13 protein-coding genes and 1 pseudogene are annotated in these 17316 nt (G+C 59.4%); 9 read left to right on the top strand and 5 right to left on the bottom strand.

The genetic code is table 11. The features are described 5' to 3' along the window. Positions 1 to 601 precede the first annotated feature (601 nt). The 3 genes from ACVIN2_RS14730 to ACVIN2_RS14720 all read right to left on the bottom strand — a co-directional run bounded on the left by ACVIN2_RS14730 (position 602) and on the right by ACVIN2_RS14720 (position 2253). Positions 602 to 1000, bottom strand: coding sequence for a hypothetical protein (locus ACVIN2_RS14730; protein WP_456766126.1), 399 nt, complete (start codon positions 998 to 1000; stop codon positions 602 to 604). A gap of 110 nt (positions 1001 to 1110) precedes the next feature. Continuing rightward, on the bottom strand, positions 1111 to 1470 hold the full coding sequence (locus ACVIN2_RS14725) for a Dabb family protein (protein ID WP_456766125.1): 360 nt from the start codon (positions 1468 to 1470) through the stop codon (positions 1111 to 1113). A 147-nt stretch (positions 1471 to 1617) separates the two neighbouring features. Beyond that, complete coding sequence (locus ACVIN2_RS14720; RefSeq protein ID WP_456766124.1) at positions 1618 to 2253, bottom strand: GntR family transcriptional regulator; 636 nt, start codon at positions 2251 to 2253, stop codon at positions 1618 to 1620. Between the two features lie 180 nt (positions 2254 to 2433). Between ACVIN2_RS14720 and bioB the strand changes: the two genes are divergently transcribed. The 7 genes and pseudogenes from bioB to ald all read left to right on the top strand — a co-directional run bounded on the left by bioB (position 2434) and on the right by ald (position 9954). Beyond that, positions 2434 to 3429 carry a biotin synthase BioB gene (bioB, locus tag ACVIN2_RS14715; protein WP_456766123.1) on the top strand — a complete coding sequence of 332 codons (996 nt, stop codon included), beginning with the start codon at positions 2434 to 2436 and terminating at the stop codon, positions 3427 to 3429. Positions 3430 to 3480: 51 nt separating this feature from the next. Continuing rightward, positions 3481 to 3834, top strand: a complete 354-nt coding sequence (gene panD / locus ACVIN2_RS14710) for an aspartate 1-decarboxylase (protein ID WP_456766122.1) — start codon at positions 3481 to 3483, stop codon at positions 3832 to 3834. 85 nt (positions 3835 to 3919) lie between these two features. Then, on the top strand, positions 3920 to 5074 hold the full coding sequence (locus tag ACVIN2_RS14705) for an 8-amino-7-oxononanoate synthase (protein ID WP_456766121.1): 1155 nt from the start codon (positions 3920 to 3922) through the stop codon (positions 5072 to 5074). After that, the gene (bioD, locus tag ACVIN2_RS14700; RefSeq protein ID WP_456766120.1) at positions 5071 to 5703 is read left to right on the top strand and encodes a dethiobiotin synthase; all 633 of its coding nucleotides are present in this window, start codon (positions 5071 to 5073) and stop codon (positions 5701 to 5703) included. The genes ACVIN2_RS14705 and bioD overlap by 4 nt, the downstream gene beginning before the upstream one ends. After that, the gene (locus ACVIN2_RS14695) at positions 5700 to 6965 is read left to right on the top strand and encodes an adenosylmethionine--8-amino-7-oxononanoate transaminase (RefSeq protein ID WP_456766119.1); all 1266 of its coding nucleotides are present in this window, start codon (positions 5700 to 5702) and stop codon (positions 6963 to 6965) included. Before bioD ends, ACVIN2_RS14695 begins: the two co-directional genes overlap by 4 nt. Before the next feature lie 405 nt (positions 6966 to 7370). Then, positions 7371 to 8243 (top strand): 3-methyl-2-oxobutanoate hydroxymethyltransferase, encoded by an 873-nt coding sequence (gene panB, locus ACVIN2_RS14690; protein WP_456766118.1) that lies wholly within the window; start codon positions 7371 to 7373, stop codon positions 8241 to 8243. 602 nt (positions 8244 to 8845) lie between these two features. Further along, positions 8846 to 9954, top strand: a pseudogene (gene ald / locus ACVIN2_RS14685) (alanine dehydrogenase). Positions 9955 to 10265: 311 nt separating this feature from the next. Here ald and ACVIN2_RS14680 read toward each other — a convergent pair. Next, positions 10266 to 11924, bottom strand: a complete 1659-nt coding sequence (locus ACVIN2_RS14680) for an MFS transporter (protein ID WP_456766117.1) — start codon at positions 11922 to 11924, stop codon at positions 10266 to 10268. Positions 11925 to 12281: 357 nt separating this feature from the next. Then, the gene (locus tag ACVIN2_RS14675; RefSeq protein WP_456766116.1) at positions 12282 to 13826 is read right to left on the bottom strand and encodes an ABC transporter substrate-binding protein; all 1545 of its coding nucleotides are present in this window, start codon (positions 13824 to 13826) and stop codon (positions 12282 to 12284) included. Between the two features lie 327 nt (positions 13827 to 14153). Here ACVIN2_RS14675 and ACVIN2_RS14670 point away from each other — a divergent pair, with 327 nt between their 5' ends. Together ACVIN2_RS14670 and ACVIN2_RS14665 are read left to right on the top strand one after the other, a co-directional pair. Continuing rightward, positions 14154 to 14873 carry a helix-turn-helix transcriptional regulator gene (locus tag ACVIN2_RS14670; protein WP_456766115.1) on the top strand — a complete coding sequence of 240 codons (720 nt, stop codon included), beginning with the start codon at positions 14154 to 14156 and terminating at the stop codon, positions 14871 to 14873. 26 nt (positions 14874 to 14899) lie between these two features. Continuing rightward, entirely contained in the window at positions 14900 to 16975 is a 2076-nt protein-coding gene (locus ACVIN2_RS14665) for an acetate--CoA ligase family protein (protein WP_456766114.1), read from the top strand. Positions 16976 to 17316 lie beyond the last annotated feature (341 nt).

The raw sequence follows: 17316 nt of genomic DNA, 5'->3' as shown, positions 1-17316 counted from the left end.
TGGCGCGGACGCAAAACAAACCGTTCGCGCTCAATCTAGCGAACCGCCGTATACGGACCCGTATGTACGGTGGCGTGGGAGGGGAGGAGCCGCGAGGCTCCCCCTATCCCGATTCCCAGCCGTCCGTGAACTCAACAAACTCCGCGTGTCGGTCTTGCGGCTCTCAGATATTCGGCCTAGGTGCCGACCGACCTTGGGCAGAGATGAGCAAATGAGGCGGCCGGGCAGTGGTGATTGTTCGGGCCAACTTGATCATCCCTAGCGCCTGGCGAGAACGAGCCGTTCTGCCATCTGCGTCCCGTGACAATGCTCCGCCTCCGCACTTTGCGAGCAATAGGTGCACAGACAGTATGCTCCTGGAGGAAATCAATCCAGCATCCGTTCCCCGCTGACCGGGCTCAGCCGGCCCGGCCGCTACACGCCGGTCGCCGATTGTGAGGCCATCTTACGCTCTGCCGGATCAGTCCGCGCGGTTCCGACAGCGAGCCGGCGCGGATCCCATGAAGACCGGTCTCTCTATTCTCGATTACATGAGCGGATACACCGCCCCTCTACCCCGCGATGAATTGGCCGGTGCAAGAGCACCTCGGCGTCTGCCGGCTCAGCTGACTACCACGTCATAGAAATGGAGGATGGATTGGGGCGAACGCTGACCGGCAATCGTCGGCGCCGACAATCGCTCCAGAGTTCTGTTCAGATCGTAAGCATGGAAGCCGGCCGCGCCTCCCTGGAACGGCGGGAGATCAGGACGATGCTCTTGCGGATACTTGGCGAGCAGGGTGCGAAGGACTTCCCGTGGATCGCCCTCTAGAGCCTCTCCGTTGCAACTCGCTTGTCCGTCCGCGACGATGTAGGTGCTGAACGGGTCGCAGGTCAGATATGGGTAGCGCCCGAGCAACTCATGCCTTGCTGCGCTATCGAAGAACGCGAGGTGTGCTCGATGCGCGAGACAACGCATCGCTGTGACCGGCTCGATCCACTGCAGCTCGCGGACGTGCATGGGACTGTCAGTCACCGATGGGCGTGTTATGAGGCGTGCTCCGGTTGTGATCCCGACCCCAACGAGAGCGACGCTCTGGGACCCGCAAGCTCTTGAGATCGATTGTCAGGTTAACCCCCGCCAGTGGACACAGTGCGCCGAGTAACTTGGCTTTTCGCTGCCGTTGAGGCCAAATGCGCATCTGTAGATACATTGTAGTCCGCCGCGAACCGTAGCTCCCGGAGCGGTCGTACCCGCCTGATCGATTCCTGGTACATATCATGCGCCTTGTAAGCTGCGAGTTCCGTCTCGTTGTCGAACTCACCATAGACCACAACGTCGACATCGTTGCCGAGCTCGTCGGTCTTGCGATTGCGAGCAACTTCGAGCCGGCGTGCATGTGGGATTGTGGTGAGTACCGATAGGCCTTCGATGATTTGGTCGATATGGGCCTTATCCTTGGCGGTGAACAAGACGATGTGACGAATCATGGACGATAGCCGTCAGTGATTTCGGAAGTAGGTCGCATAACTACCTTAGGATCGAGGCCGCCGCAACGCTCGCCAAAGCGGTCGGTGGTTTGACGCCCTTGCGATGGTCTGCGGTTTTCAACGAAGCTCATCCGATCTTATTTCTGCTCAGGAAGCGGGAAGGGCAATGCGCTCAATCGTTTGAATGTGGCGTGCGAGCAGGTTACAGGCTTGATCGACCTTGCGCGCTCGCAGTGCCTGCAGAATCAGGCGGTGATCCTTGTTGGACCGTGGTCGCCAGCCGACACTTCGCGCAGTCGCGAACACCAATCGTGAATTTGCGAGTTGTAGTCCGTCAAGGCTCGCGAGCAGGCGCGGCATCGCGCAGGGTGCCACCAGCGCGTGGTGAAAGGCGCGGTTGGCCGTCTCAAACTCCTGAATGGTCTGGGCATTGTCTGCTTCAATCAGGGCGAGCTCGATCCGAGCCAAATGGGCGGATGTGAGTATTGGAGCTGCATTGCGCAACGCGACCACTTCGAGCGCAGCACGCATTTCGGCGATCTCCTTCACTGAATTGGCGTCGAGCGGGGCAACCCGCACACCGCGACGGCGTACAGCGACGACAAGGTGTCGGGCCTCCAGTTGCCGAAAAGCCTCGCGCACCGGGACGTGGCTGGAATTGAATTCCCGCGCGACATGATCCTGCCGGAGCGGGACGTCTGGCTGCAGCGCGCCGCTGATGATCCGCTCACCGATTGACTCCGCAATGCGCACCGCAATCGTCGTGTTCTCGTCAGTCATCATAGATTATCTATCATTGTCCCTCCGTCGATGATCGGCATAAGCCCCGCTCGTTTTGCAGAATTTCTGCAATCCCTGCAAACCTTCGCGGTCTTTGGGCGTCGTAATGTCTCATGTTGGAGAGGCAAAGAAGGCGGGAATAGATAATCGCGAAGATAATCTATTATAAGGAAGGCGAGACTTATGGTTGCTGCCATGGGAGTGGAACGGAATGACGGGTGCAACAGCGCGCCCGTCCGCCATGACTGGCAGCGCGTCGAGGCCGAAGCACTCTATGGCCTGCGGTTTGCCGACCTGATGTTGCAGGCGCAGAGCGTTCATCGCAATAACTTCGATCCAAACCACGTCGAAACCGCAAGCCTGCTCAGCATCAAGACCGGCGGCTGCCCGGAAGACTGCGGCTACTGCGCGCAGAGCGCCCATTACGACGCTGGCCTCAAGGCCGCCCGCCTGATGGATCGCACCGATGTGGTCGCTGCCGCGCAAGCCGCCAAGAACGCCGGCGCGACCCGCTTCTGCATGGCCGCGGCCTGGCGCAGTCCGAAGGATCGAGATCTCGATCAGGTCTGCGGCATGGTCAGCGCGGTTAAAGGTCTTGGCATGGAAACCTGCGTCACACTCGGCATGCTGACGACGAAGCAAGCCGCACGGCTCTCCGAGGCCGGGCTCGACTTCTACAATCACAACGTTGACACCTCGCCGGAGTTTTACGACAAGATCATCACCACCCGCACCCTGCAGGACCGCATCGACACACTTGCGCATGTCCGCGATGCCGGCATCAAGGTGTGCAGCGGCGGCATTGTCGGGATGGGCGAGCGCCTCGAGGACCGGCTCGGCATGCTCGTGCTGCTCGCCAATCTCCGTAAGCATCCGGAAAGCGTGCCGATCAATCTGTGGAACGAGGTCAAGGGCGTGCCGGTCAATGACACCGCGGATCGTCCCGATCCGATCGCGCTGGTGCGCCTGGTCGCGACGGCCCGGATTATGATGCCGAAGAGCGTGGTGCGGCTGTCCGCTGGACGGCAGTATATGACCGATGAATTGCAGGCGCTGTGCTTTTTGGCCGGCGCGAATTCGATCTTCATCGGCGATGTGCTGTTGACCACCAAAAACCCGCAGCGTGACCGCGACGCGAATTTGCTGGACCGGCTCGGCGTCACGTCCAGGCTTGCCTGATTAGAACAGCTCAACGAGCACGCTGTGCGCAAACTCCAGCTTAGGTGAGAAATGCATATTACCTTGATGAAAGGCAAAATCCATCGCGCCTCGGTGACCGAAGCCGATCTGCACTATGAAGGCTCGATATCGATTGATCGTAGGCTTTTGGATGCTGCAGGATTCTTGATCAACGAACGCGTTGAAATCTATAACATCGACACCGGAGCGCGGTTTGCCACCTATATGATCGAGGCGCCCCCGGGTTCGGGCGTCATAGGCCTGAACGGTGCGGCTGCGCGACTCGCGATGCCCGGAGACAAGATTATCATCGCTGCATATGCCTCCTTTGATGAGGCTGAAGCTAAACTCTTCACACCGCGCGTTGTGCTGGTTGACCGAGAAAATCGCATCTTACCAAATTGAAAGCCGAGAGGCAGATGTTGGAGCTTTTGTTCTTAGCGGCCGCCGGACCTTTTTGCACGATTCATGGCTACTCTGGGGGTGAAGAATGATCTCGGTCCATGCGGCCAAAGTTGCCGATTATGCCGCGGCCTTGCATGCCCTAAAGGAGGGCGACCGGCTGCGCGGCCTCAAGCCGCGCGCGGGTATCGATTTTGCCTCGAACGATTATCTTGCCCTGGCGAGCGCGCCGCGCATGAAAAAGGCTGTTTCCGCCGCGCTCGCGGCCGGCACACCGATCGGAGCCGGCGGGTCGCGGCTTCTGCGCGGCAATTGCGAGGAGCACGAATGGCTAGAAGCAGAAGCGGCTCAGTTCTTTGGGACGGAGACGGCGCTTTTCTTTGGCGGCGGTTATGTCGCAAATTTCGCCGTCCTGACAACGCTGCCGCAGCGGGGCGATTTGCTTGTTCTCGATTCTCTGGTGCACGCGAGTATTCATGAAGGCGCGCGAGCTGGCAGGGCCGACTTTCGGATAAGCGTCCATAACGACCCCCAGTCGGTCGAAAACACAATTCGTGAGTGGCGGGCCAAGGGGAGAACGGGCCGCGTCTGGATCGTGGTCGAGAGTCTTTACAGCATGGATGGCGATTTCGCGCCGATCAAAGATCTGGTCGCGATCGCCGACCGGCATGAAGCGTTCCTGATGGTGGATGAGGCTCATGCCACAGGCGTCTACAGCGAGCAGGGACGAGGGCTCACCGCGCCCTATGAGCGACGCGAGAATCTATTGGTCGTTCATACCTGCGGCAAAGCGCTCGGTGCAGCAGGTGCGCTTGTCACTGCATCCGGCGTGCTGCGCGACTTCATGGTCAATCGCTGCCGCCCGTTTATCTTCGCCACCGCGCCCTCACCATTGATGGCGGTTGCCGTGCGGGAGGCACTCTTCATCCTGCAAGATGAACCTGAGCGGCAGCAGCGTCTGGCCAAGCTGGTCGCGTTCACGCATCGGGAGATGGGTTTGCGCGGTTGGCGAAGTCCTTCGGTCTCGCAGATCGTGCCGTGTATGGTTGGCGACAACGCACGTGCGATGCAGCTCGCTTCCGCACTGCAGGCTCGCGGCTTCGATATCCGCGGAATCCGGCCGCCGACCGTGCCGGCGGGCACGGCTCGGTTGCGAATTTCCCTGACACTCAACGTCGGGGAGGATGACGTGCGTGCAATGCTCGATGCGCTCTTTGAGGAGACGGGAGGCTGGTCCCGATGAGTCAGCGGATCGTGGTGACCGGCACGGATACCGGGATTGGAAAAACCGTGTTTTCCGCGGGTCTCGCCGATCTCCTCGGCGCGAACTATTGGAAACCGATTCAGGCCGGCCTCGAAGGCGAGACCGATACCCAGCTCGTCGCACGGCTGGGCGGTCTCTCGGCGGATCGCATCGTGCCGGAGCTTTACCGTCTCCGAACACCTGCTTCGCCCCATCAATCCGCGGAACTTGACGGAGTTCGCATCAACGGGGACTCGCTCAATGTGCCGGACACCGGGGAGCGGCCGCTCGTGATCGAGGGCGCCGGCGGGCTGATGGTGCCGCTCAGTGGCGACACGCTTTACATTGATGTCCTCCAGCGATGGCGGCTTCCAGTCGTTCTTTGCGCGAGCACGGCGCTTGGCACCATCAATCACTCGCTGCTGTCAATAGAAGCTCTGCGAAAGCGCGAGATCCGCATTCTTGGGATTGCCTTCATTGGCGAAAGAAATGCTGAGACTCAGATTGCAATTCGCGAAATTGGGCGGGTGCGTTGGCTGGGCCGATTGCCCTGGCTTTCTCCTCTTACGGCTCACGCGCTGCAGACCGCGTTCAAAGCCTCATTCCGCTGTGATGATTTCAAACAATGAGACCGAAACCGAAGTCGCCGATCTGGCATCCGTTCACGCAGCACGCGCTGCACGATAAGATGACAAAGGTCGTGTGCGGGGATGGCGCTTATCTTTATACGGCCGATGGCCGCCGTATCATCGATGCAATCTCATCCTGGTGGGTCGTGACCCACGGTCATTGCCATCCATACATCGTGAGTGCCATCCAGAAACAAGCAGAGAAACTCAATCAGATTGTCTTTGCCGGGCACACTCATGAACCGGCCGAGGAGGTTGCCGCGTTGCTTCTGAAGCTTGCGCCGCGTGGCCTCGACTACGTGTTCTTCTCCGACAGCGGTTCGACCAGCGTGGAAGTGGCGCTGAAGATGGCGCTGGGTTACTGGAACAACATCGGCGAGCGGCGGACACGTATTATGGTGATGCAACATTCCTACCACGGCGATACGGTCGGGACGATGTCGGTTGGTGCCCGAGGCGTGTTCAATGCGGCCTACAAACCACTTCTGTTCGATGTTACCTCAATTCCATTCCCGGCGAGCGGTCATGAACAGGCGACGCTCGATGCGCTCGAATCTGCATGTCGAAACGAAATTCCGGCCGCCTTTATTGTGGAGCCTCTGATATTGGGGGCAGGCGGAATGCTGATGTACCCAGCGTGGGTGCTGAGAGAGATGAAGCGGATCTGCGAGGCCTCGGACATCCTATTCATTGCCGATGAGGTCATGACGGGCTGGGGCCGCACCGGAACATTATTCGCCTGCGAGCAGGCCGATGTCACGCCCGACATCGTCTGCTACTCTAAGGGAATTACGGGAGGGGCACTTCCCCTCGCGGTGACACTTTGCCGCGCAGACATTTTTGATGCTCACTATTCGAAAGATCGGACGCGCACGTTCTTTCATTCGAGCTCATATACGGCAAACCCTATCGCCTGCGCCGCAGCGAAGGCCAACCTGGATCTCTGGCAAGAGCAGGAATCTCGCCAGTGCGTGGCGTCGGTTGCCGCAATGCAGGAACAGGCAATTGAACCATTCCGCGCCGACCGGCGCTTTGTAAACGTCCGCCGGACTGGCACCATCACAGCGCTCGATCTGAAAGCGACAGATGCCGGCTATCTGGCGGGCATCGGTCCGCAGCTTCAGGCGTTCTTTAAACATGGAAGTCTGCTGCTGCGGCCGCTCGGCAATACGATCTACGTGATGCCGCCATATTGCGTCACAGCGGGAGACCTTGATGAAATCTATGCCGGCATCCGCGATGCTGCCGATGCGCTGGCCTGATACGTGCTTCGCGTGCGTAGACCCCCGCAGCTCAGCTATCGTTGGCCATTCCGGCGCAGGGTGATGATCCGTACTTGAATTTGAACCTACAGTACAGGATCTGAGACAGTGTCGCAGATGCATCCGGTACCGCACGTTGGCTGGTAGATACGCAATTTCCGCAGGGGGTGGGCAAGTGGTAGCGCTCCCATGCGTGGTCTCACGCACCGCCCTGCGTATGAGGAAAGAGCGGTCGGTAAATTCTCGGTTGATGGTCGCGCGACCATTGGATGTTTTGATGCGTCCATATCCGATTTTGGAGGAGCAAAGTTCCTTTTTGCCCCTGACCATTGACGGCTTTCTCTCTCATTGCCTAGGAAGCGCTCAACGCCGGGGTGCGGAGCACTTGAGGGATCGGAGCCTAATATGAGCCACATTTCGGAGCCGCCTGTTGAACGCCTCGCGATTCCGGTTCTGGCGCGATGGAGGGAGGAGGGACGTCGTATAGCGATGACCACCGCTTACGACGCGGTCACGGCACGCATCGCCGACCCCATCGTTGATATCATCCTTGTCGGCGACAGCGTCGGCAACGTCTGTCTTGGGTACGATGACACGTTGCCCGTCAGCATGGCGATGATGAACCACCACCTCGAGGCCGTTACGCGTACACGGCCTCGAGCCTTGGTCGTGGCTGACATGCCCTTTCTTAGCTTCCACCTCAGTCCTGAGGAGACGATACGCAACGCCGGAGGCTTCCTGCAGCGTGGTGCAGATGCGGTGAAACTGGAGGGTGGTACCAAGCGTGTCGAAATGGTGCGCGCCTTGGTCGATTGCGAAATTCCTGTGATGGGCCATCTCGGCCTGACCCCGCAGAGCGTCAATATCATGGGTGGGTTCAAGGTGCAGGGCCGGAAAGCCGATGATGCCTTACGCCTGCTCGATGACGCGCACCGTCTGCAGGAGGCCGGCTGCTTCGCTGTGGTCCTGGAGGGCATCCCGGCGGAGCTCGCCGCGCGAGCGACCGAATCCCTGAGGATACCAACTATTGGAATTGGCGCGGGTCCTCATTGTTTGGGCCAGGTGCTCGTGCTCCACGATGTGCTGGGCTTGACTGAAGGCCATCGGCCTAAATTCGTTCGCGCCTATGCAGACGGTTTTCAGCTGTTGCAGGAGGCGCTGTCGCGCTGGGCCTCCGATGTCCGCAACGGTGAATTCCCGGCACCACAGGAGTCCTACCGGCTTCCCGAAGGCCTGGGCGACGCGATCGCAAACTGGGCCCCTTCCAACCCAACCTGATGGAGAGCCCAACATACAACCAATTACGACGGTCGCTGAGCTTCGAGTGTAGCGGATCGCCTGGCTGACCACTGGATCAAAGCGCTCATAATGGCGCAGCAAATAGCGTGCCTTCCACGAAGGCGGATAAGCCGTGCAGTTCACGAGGAAGTGCAAGGATATGCAAAGCAACGCAGGTCAGGCACAGCGGTGATGTCCGCCATACTCTGTTGTAGAACATTCTGATCAGCGCTCTCGGTTAGCCGATCGACGAATTTCTGAAGAGCGTGATTCATCTTGGATGACCACACGGCGCCCTCGGTGCTTGATAGGGGAAAACCTGAATCTACCGCATGGGCTACTCTCGGGGAATTTACATCTTAGCGGAGTTTGGACATTGTTAGTTGCAGGCCGGTTGGGCAGGCGTGGGCCGGATGTGAAAGGCTGATTTGGAATTGGTGGCGCTGCAATCACCCTGTCGATCCTGCCGATAACAGACCTGTCTGGAATCCTACATGACGCCGAGACCAAAATCGCGGGAGTTCTGCGCCGGTTTGCAGTCTGCGTCGCAGGTTTGCACTGCTTTTTCGATTAGAGAGGTGTTCTTTAATCAGGAGATTGCCATGAAGGTCGGCGTTCCCAAGGAAAGTCAAGACGCACGAATATCGCGTGGACCTGCCCCCCTGGTGCCGTCCGCGAATACGTGGCCGCCTGTCACAGCGTAGTGGTCGAGACCAACGCTGGCGCTGGCATCGGCGTTACGGACGACAAATACCGCAAGGCGGGGCAACGGTTCTGGAGTCGGCTCGCGAGGTATTTGCATCGAGCGACATGATTGTAAAAGTCAAGGAGCCCCAGCCTTCTGAATGGGTGCAGCTGCGAGAGAACCAGATCCTATTCACCTTTCTGCACCGGGCTCCGGATCCGGACCAGGCTAAGGGTCTCCTAAACTCCGGGTGCACCGCAATCGCTTACGAAACCGTGACTGATGCGGATGTCGGGCTTCCATTGCTTGGACCGATGAGCGAGGTCGCTGGCAGGCTTGCGATTGAAGCGGCCGGTACAGCCCTGAAGCGATACACAGGTGGCGGGGGCTGCTGATCGGTGGCGTACCTAGCGTCCAACCTGCGCGTAGGTGGTGATCGGAGGCGGAGTTGTCGGCACCCATGCTGCGCGGATGGCTGCAGGATTGGGAGGCGAGCTCACGATTCTCGATCGCGCGATACCTCGCCTACGCGAGCTGGACGAACTTTTCGAAGGGCGAGTTCGTACGAGATTCTCGACGATTGAAGCCGTTGAGGACGAGGTATCTTCAGCGGATGTTGTCATCGGTGCGGTCCTCGTGCCAGGCGCGCGTGCGCCAAACTTGTAAACCGAAGCATGTTAAGCTCAATGCGCAAAGGCTCCGTGATCCTCGACGTAGCTATCGATCAGGGCGGATGTTTCGAGACGTCCCCTCCGACGACGTACGTTGATCCAACTTACAAGGTGGACAGCGTCATTCATTACTGTGTTGCAAATAGGCCTGGAGCTGTTCCGCTCACATCGAGCCAAGCGCTGAGTAACGCTCCACTGCCGTTCGGTTTGGCTCTTGCCATCAAAGGTTTTCAGCCGTCGTCGAAAGTCCTCATCTGCGCGCAGGCCTGAATGTCTATCGAGGCCGGCTGACTTACAAGGCCGTGGCCGATAGTCTCGGGTGCCGTTCTCACCTGTAGAACAAGCCGCGGCGTGACCCCGAAATATCCTGAAGACTTTTCGTTTTCTCCCTGACCTGGTCCTCTTCGGAGTGGCCTTTTTTGGATCTATCAGTCGGTCAGCGTGATCATCATCAGCATCCCGACAAGGCATCCGGCCTTTTGAATCTGCTCGGTTGACGTTAGAAAGGTCATTGCGGGCGTGCTCCTCGACGAGCGTGAATGTCTCACTGATAGATGTTCAGGTGCACCAAGGGTGACAGATTCACATTCTGTCGCCGTTGCAAACACTTTGAAGCGAAACTTGCAATCGTTTTCTCGATTTTTGCTTGTCGCCCGCTCTTTGTGATTACACCGAACTTTCGCTCGCGATACGGTCGGGCACTTCTTCCTTCCAGCGCACCGATCCGAAGGGGCGCTCGAGCATGCGGCGGACGCGCACAGGATCGGGACCTATATGGAAAGTTATGGCTTGACGATCCAGCGCGCGTTCCGCCCGGGTCCAGCGATTGCGCTGGCGCAGATAATCGAGCCACGTCGGGCAGTGATAGCGCTCCGTCCACAGCTCCGGATCGGCGATGTCACGCGCAATCGACCAACCATAAGCGCCGTTACGCTGGCGATACAGCTGGATTTCCTGCATCACATTGTAGAAGGCGCGAGCATTCTCCTGCGCGACTCGATATTCGATTTCCACCACAAGCGGCCCACTGCGATCGGTGAGGGGGAGTCGAGCCTCGGGATCCGCCAGCGCCTCGGCGTCCTCGCCGCGCGTGCCTATGCGGGGCATCCGCAACCAGAGCCCTAGTAGCGGCGAGGCCAACATCAGGGCTGCCGAGATCAAGAGTGCCGTTTGGACCCCCGCGGCGTCGGTCAGATGGCCCCAAACCCAGCTGCCGATGGCAATCCCGCCTGAGCTCGCCGCCTGATAGGCCGCGAGCGACCGGCCCGCCACCCACCGGGGCGCCGATAGTTGCACGCCGATACTGAACAGCACCCAAGCCATCATCCACGCAGCGCCCGCCAGCATTAGCGCGACTGCGCTCAACAGCGGGTCGCGGCTCAGCGCTACGGCGGCAACCGCCCCCCCCATAGAGAGCGTGCAGGCGCGGATCGCTGACTCGCCGCTCATGCGCTTGCGCATCTGGGTAATGTTGAACGCTCCGATCACTGCACCCACGCCAAAGGCGCTAAGCATCGTTCCATACGTCTGCGCGTCGCCATGCAGGAGATCGCGCGCTACCAGCGGCATCAACCCCGTAATGGAGCCGCCGATCACGCCCGTAACCATAGAACGGGTCAGCACTATCTTGATCGGTGGCGAGTTGATGATGTAGCGCACCCCAGAAACGATAGCCCGAGTGAGCGTTTCTGGCGGCAGACGCGAAGGTTCGGAGATGCGTTTCCACAACAACAACGCGGCCATGAGCGGCAGATAGAGGAACGCGTTCAATGCAAATGCCGCCACTGCCCCGGCGGTCGCAACCACAATCCCGCCTATAGCCGGGCCTAAGCTGCGGGCAATATTGTAGCTGATCCCGTTCAGCGCGATCGCGGCAGGCAGCGCTTCTGACGTCACCTGCTCGCTGACTGAAGACTGCCAAGCCGGTCCCATAAGCGCCATGCCGCTGCCGACGGCAAAGCAGAGCACCAGCAAGAGGTTCGGCGTGATCAGGCTTAGCCAGGCGAGCGTCGCGAGAGTGGCCGCGCCAGCGAACGCGATCCCTAGCGAGACCAGCACGACGATCCGCCTGTCGTGCATATCGGCCATCGCGCCGGCCGGCATCGATATCAGCATAACCGGCAGCAACAGCGCTGTCTGCACTAGCGCTACCTTGTCGGCCGCTGATGTCATCTGTGTCATTGCCCAGGCAGCCCCTACGCCCTGAACCAGAATCCCGAGATTGGAAAGCAGGCTTGCGAACCAAATGCGACGGAATGCCGGAAAGCGTAGTGGAGCTGTGATTCCATCAGCGCTGAACGTCTGTGGCTTGGCCGAATCGGTCATGTCGGTTCCTGCATCGCCCGGAATAGCTTGATTGTGGACCAGATCAGTGATGGCCTCGGAAAGATGATCGGCGCGCGCGGAAGCCTCGGGAGGCCTGCTAGTTCCCTGAGATGTGGTTATTGATTGACAGCTGCTGTACCCGCGCGCGCAACAGGGGCCCTCGTCAAAGTGGCAGCAACATTGCTCGGATCGGACGCGATGATCTCCCCGATCTGGGCGGAGCTAGCCGCGGTCAGGTTCATGTTCGTCACTGATCGCCTGAGGAGATCGCCATTTCGGCAGCCTAATCCCGGATAAAGTCGTTCGAACACATGGACATGCGCTAATGATGTCCTCACCGCCCAAGCAAGTGATCCGTTAGTTCTCGAGCCAAACGCTGTCGGCGAAGTTGAAGCCGCCAAGGTTGCCCGTTGGGATGGGACTCAGCCCCTTCACCTTGCTCGAGATAGCATCGATATAGCTGACGAAAGCTGGGATCGCGCTCCCGCCCTGCTCGTAGATGATCTTCTCGATTTCCCAAAAGAGCTCCTTGCGCTTGGCTAGGTCGACGGTACCGCGCGCAGCATCGATGAGCTGATCTAGGCGCGTATCCTTGAATTGAGTGTCATTCCATTTGGCGCCCGACTTCCAAACTAGCGTCGCCATGATACTTTCCGTCGGCCGCGGATTCCAATCGACAGCATGGAATGGCCGTTTCATCCAGATGTTCGACCAGTAACCGTCGGATGGCTCGCGCTTCAGGTTGATCGTAAGTCCGGCACGAGCGGCCTCGCGCTGCAGCACAAGCCCCATCTCAATACTGTTCTGAACGGCTTCCGAGACGTGGAGCTCAACACTGGCGTTCTCCATGCCCGCTTTTTTCAAGTGGAACTTTGCTTTGTCGATGTCGACCCCGCGCTGCGGCAGAGAGCTGTTGTAGACCGGGCTCTGCGGCATCACGAAGTGATCATTCGCGACGACGCCGTAGCCTTTCAAGATTTGATTCACAATCCGTTCGCGATCGAGCAAGTTTTTGACCGCGAGGCGGAAATCCGGATTGTTCGTTGGCGCCCGATCACACATCATTGCGAACTCAACGAAGCGGGGGCACCGCGTCGAGAACACCTCAATTCCCGACGCTCTTTTTGCTTCGTCGATCGCATTCGGTCGCAGGTCCGACATCATGTGAATATCGCCGGCGATGAGGGCATTCAGCCGTGCGACTGGATCTGCGATACCGAAATACTCGATCTCGTCGAGATAGGGTCGCCCCGACTTGAAGTAATTCTCGTTCCGGGTCACAACGGTGCGGACGCCCGGCTTGAACTCTTTGAGCCGGAAGGGGCCAGTCCCGACCGCCGTCGAGAAGTCAGTCGCCCCATTCTTTACGATCAGAAAGCCGAACGTACCGAGCAGGACAGGGATGTCGGCATTCGGCGCGCTGAGTTTGATCCGAACGCCGTCCTTTCCATCTGCCGTCACGTCGACAATGTCTTCGACCAGGCCCTTGGAAGCAGAGGCAACCTTCGGGTCCTTATGACGCATGATCGAGTACACGGCGTCCTCAGCATCGAACGTCTTCCCATCCTGGAACGTCACGCCCTTCCGAAGCTTGAAGTACCATTCGGTTACGTCGCCATTTGCCTCGAAAGACTCCGCAAGCTCAGGCACAGCTTCCCCAGCCCCATCGATACGGGTGAGCCCGTTGTAGAGCATGAAGCCGCGCGCATATTCCGTGCTTTGAATGAATTTCGCAGGATCGAGCGCGTCCTGAGCGCCTTGGATATGAGCCGCGACGCGTAGCCGTCCACCGCGGCTCGGTTGCGCGGATGCGATTCGTACTGGCACCCCGTCGGCTGCGAGTGCCGCGCCGGCGAGCAGCAATTTGTTGAAATCGCGACGGTTCAGCATCTTCTTGGCCATCTTGCTCGCACCCACACCGATCGATACTGTTCATCTTCTCGCGTCACGGAGCGGCGCCTCTTCTTGACATTTTGTCAAACTATGCCAATTTGTCAACACGTTCGCCCAGTGGGCGAGAAATGCGGTTCTTTCGACATGCTGACGCTTGATGCCCAAATCGCAACTTTGGTACGGCACGATAACAAGGGCCGACGCCCCAATGGTGGAGATCTTTGTTTCAGAAAAGTCGTGATGGATTGTCGATTGCGTGGACCAGATTCGTGGCGGCAGCGGTCCGTAGTCGGGAATGCGCTTGAAATGGCGGCAATGCGCAGGGAGGGCTGAGCGATGAAGCGCAAAGCAGGAAACGGCACCAACCGGGCAAGGGTGCAGGACGAGCAGCGTGCGCAAGATATCCTGGAGGCGCTGGCGCAGCTTGTGCCTCAGATCGCGCGCAGCATAACAAAAGATTGCGAGGTCGCGCTGCATGACAATCGGGCCTCGCCGCCCCGTATTCTTGCTATAGGCAACGGGCACGTTACCCGCCGGGGTGTGGGCGACCTTATGACACGCATCGCGGTAGGCGATGCCGAGTTGCAGGATCTTCGAGAGCCGCTGTTCAACTACGGATCGGTTGCTCCAGATGGCAGGCAGCTGAGGGTTAGTGTGCTGCCAGTTGTGGTTGACGGGAAAACGGTCGCTTACCTTGCAATCAATTTTTGCACCAGCGACCTGCTTATGGCTCAAAGAGCGATTACCCAGCTCACTCGAACAGAGCCGCATCCGAAAGAGATTCACGAGACCTTCTTGCCGAGTTCGCTCCCACTTCGGCAAGTTATCGATAGCCAGCTCGAGGAGTGCAATCGACCGCCACACCTCCTCGACCGTGAAGATCGCATCGACTTAATGCGACGTTTGCACGAACAGGGTGTGTTTCAAATGCGAGGCACGGTGCGCGAAATCGCCGGACGGCTTGGGATCAGCCGCGCTGCTGTCTACCACTATCTTAAGCTCGCGACTGGGGAAGCAAAGGATCGTAAGCCGCCCCGCACTCCCGCGCGCAACTGAAGCGCGAAAATCAAGGTACTCTCTAAATGACTCACCTCCTCGCCCCGCTCTTGGCGCCGCGCTCTATTGCCTTCGTTGGTGCCGGTCCCCGCCCGGATACACCTGGCAATGACATGTTGCGCATGATCGAAAAAGCGGGATTCACGGGCGAAATCTATCCGGTGAATCCGAAGTACGAGCGGATTGAACAGTATCAGTGCTGGCCCTCAATGGCGGCACTGCCAAAGTCGGTCGATCTGGCGATTCTGTCCGTCGCCAATATGCGACTTGAAGAGGCTGTAAAGCGGGCGATAGCTGCGAAGGCCCGTGCGGCGGTGATCTTCGCCAGTGGTTATCTAGAAAACGACACCCATCCACCGCTTACGAAAAGGATCGCGCGCTTGGCCCGCGAGGCCGGACTGCAGATCTGCGGGGGCAACTGCATGGGCTTCTATAACGACGCCGCGAAGGTCTGGGCTTCGGCGTTCGCTACGGAGCGCGAGCCGTTAGCAGGTGGGATCACGTTTATCAGCCATGCCGGTTCTGCGTTTGGCGCCCTCGCGCATAATGACCCACGCTTTCGTTTCAATCTGGCGATCTCCGCGGGGCAGGAGCTGACAACAACAGCCGTAGACTACATGGACTATGCGCTTGACCAGCCGGAAACACGAGTCATTGGCCTCTTCCTTGAGGAAGTCCGAGATCCGCGTGGTTTCGTGGCAGCGCTCGAGAAGGCGGCGACGAAGTCTGTTCCTGTGGTGGTCCTAAAGGTTGGGCGGACGGAGGCCAGCGCTGCCCTCGCGGTCAGCCACTCGGGGGCCATCGCGGGGAACGACGCCGCCTATCGGGCGCTGTTCGACCGCTACGGCGTCTTGCAGGTCGACACGCTCGATGAACTAGCCACGTCGTTGCTACTCTTCGCGCAGCCGCGGCGGCCGGCGAAGGGCGGCCTTGTGGCGATCGGCGACTCCGGCGGCGAGCGGGAGATGATCGTAGATCTCGCCGACCATGTCGGGGTTCCCTTCGCCAAGATTGGTAAGGCCACTGTGTCGCGTCTTGCGGCGCGGTTGGAGCACGGGCTTGAGCCAATTAATCCGCTCGATGCATGGGGCACGGGCGACGAGTTCGTCGAACGATTCGCAGATTGTTTCACAAGCTTGGTAGATGATCCCGACGCTGCTGTCGGTGTCTTCTTCAATGACCTGCGCGATGGAAATCAAGTGCATGACGGCTTTGTTGAGGCGGCGCGCCGCACCTTTGCTCGAACCGACAAACCAATCGCATATGCGAGCAACTTCAGCCGCGTACGCAACCCTAAGGCCTCCCTTGCCCTGACGCAGGACGGAATACCGGTCCTCGACGGCACCTTGCCGGCGCTCAAGGCGGTGCGCAACATGCTGGCGCATCGTGATTTCTTGGCGCGCATTGCCGATCCTGCGCCGTGTCCGGCTCCAGGTAAAGATTGGTCCTCCTCACTGCGTGGCAGGACGCCTCTGGGCGAAGCGGAGGCCCTTGAGCTGCTCGCCGACTATGGCATTGCGAGTCCGCCGTCGCGGATTGTGGAGACAGCCAACGCGGCTGTCGCGGCTGCCCGTGAGATCGGCTTTCCGGCTGTACTCAAGACGGCGGAGCCCGGAATCCTCCATAAGACGGAACGCGACGGCGTTAAATTGGGCCTCGGGGACGAGTCCGCAGTGAAGGCTGCCTGGGCGGATCTCGCATCCCGCATCGGTCCGCGCGTTCTCGTCACCCGGATGGCACCTAAAGGCGTCGAATTGGCGCTCGGCCTGACAATCGATCCCCAGTTTGGGCCCCTCGTGGTGGTCGCCGCAGGCGGGATATGGATTGAGGTATTGCGCGATGCTCAGCATGCGCTGGCCCCATTCGGTCCGGCAACCGCCCACCAACTTCTCAGTCGGTTGCGCGTGCGCCCGCTTCTCGAGGGGGCGCGTGGCAAGGCTCCTGTCGATCTTAACCGGCTCGCGGACACGATCGCGCGGTTCTCTGTGCTTGCGAGGGATCTTGCCGATGTAATCGCTGAAATCGACGTCAATCCGCTTATTGTGACATCGGAGGGGGTGCTTGCCCTCGACGCGCTCGTTGTACCTCGGATCGAGGTGTGATCGTCTGTTGCCCTGATAGCCGCCCCGCCGATCATCCAACCTCAGCTCATCACGCAAGGACACCCACGTTTGGAGGGCGCCTTCCCAGCGAAGGAAGGGGGCCTCTGAAGAACAAGCCCACGTTTCATATAGCGAAAACCGCTACATGCTTCGGCGACGTGCTCGCGCCTTAGCAAGCCGGTGCTTACCAAACGGCCGAGCTGGACGCCGCGACCGCGCACGTGAAGCGGTCGTCTTCGCCGTTTGCGTTGAGACAGAGTCCTCGCGTTTCCAGGGACGTCAAGCGAACGGAGACAGGGACACGCGATGACGAAAGACCCGACGGGGGCCTCACAGCCCAG

The sequence above is a fragment of the Bradyrhizobium sp. USDA 3650 genome, from assembly GCF_054057395.1.
Note: the sequence above shows the minus strand (reverse complement) of the source record. Positions and strands in the feature narration are given on the sequence as shown.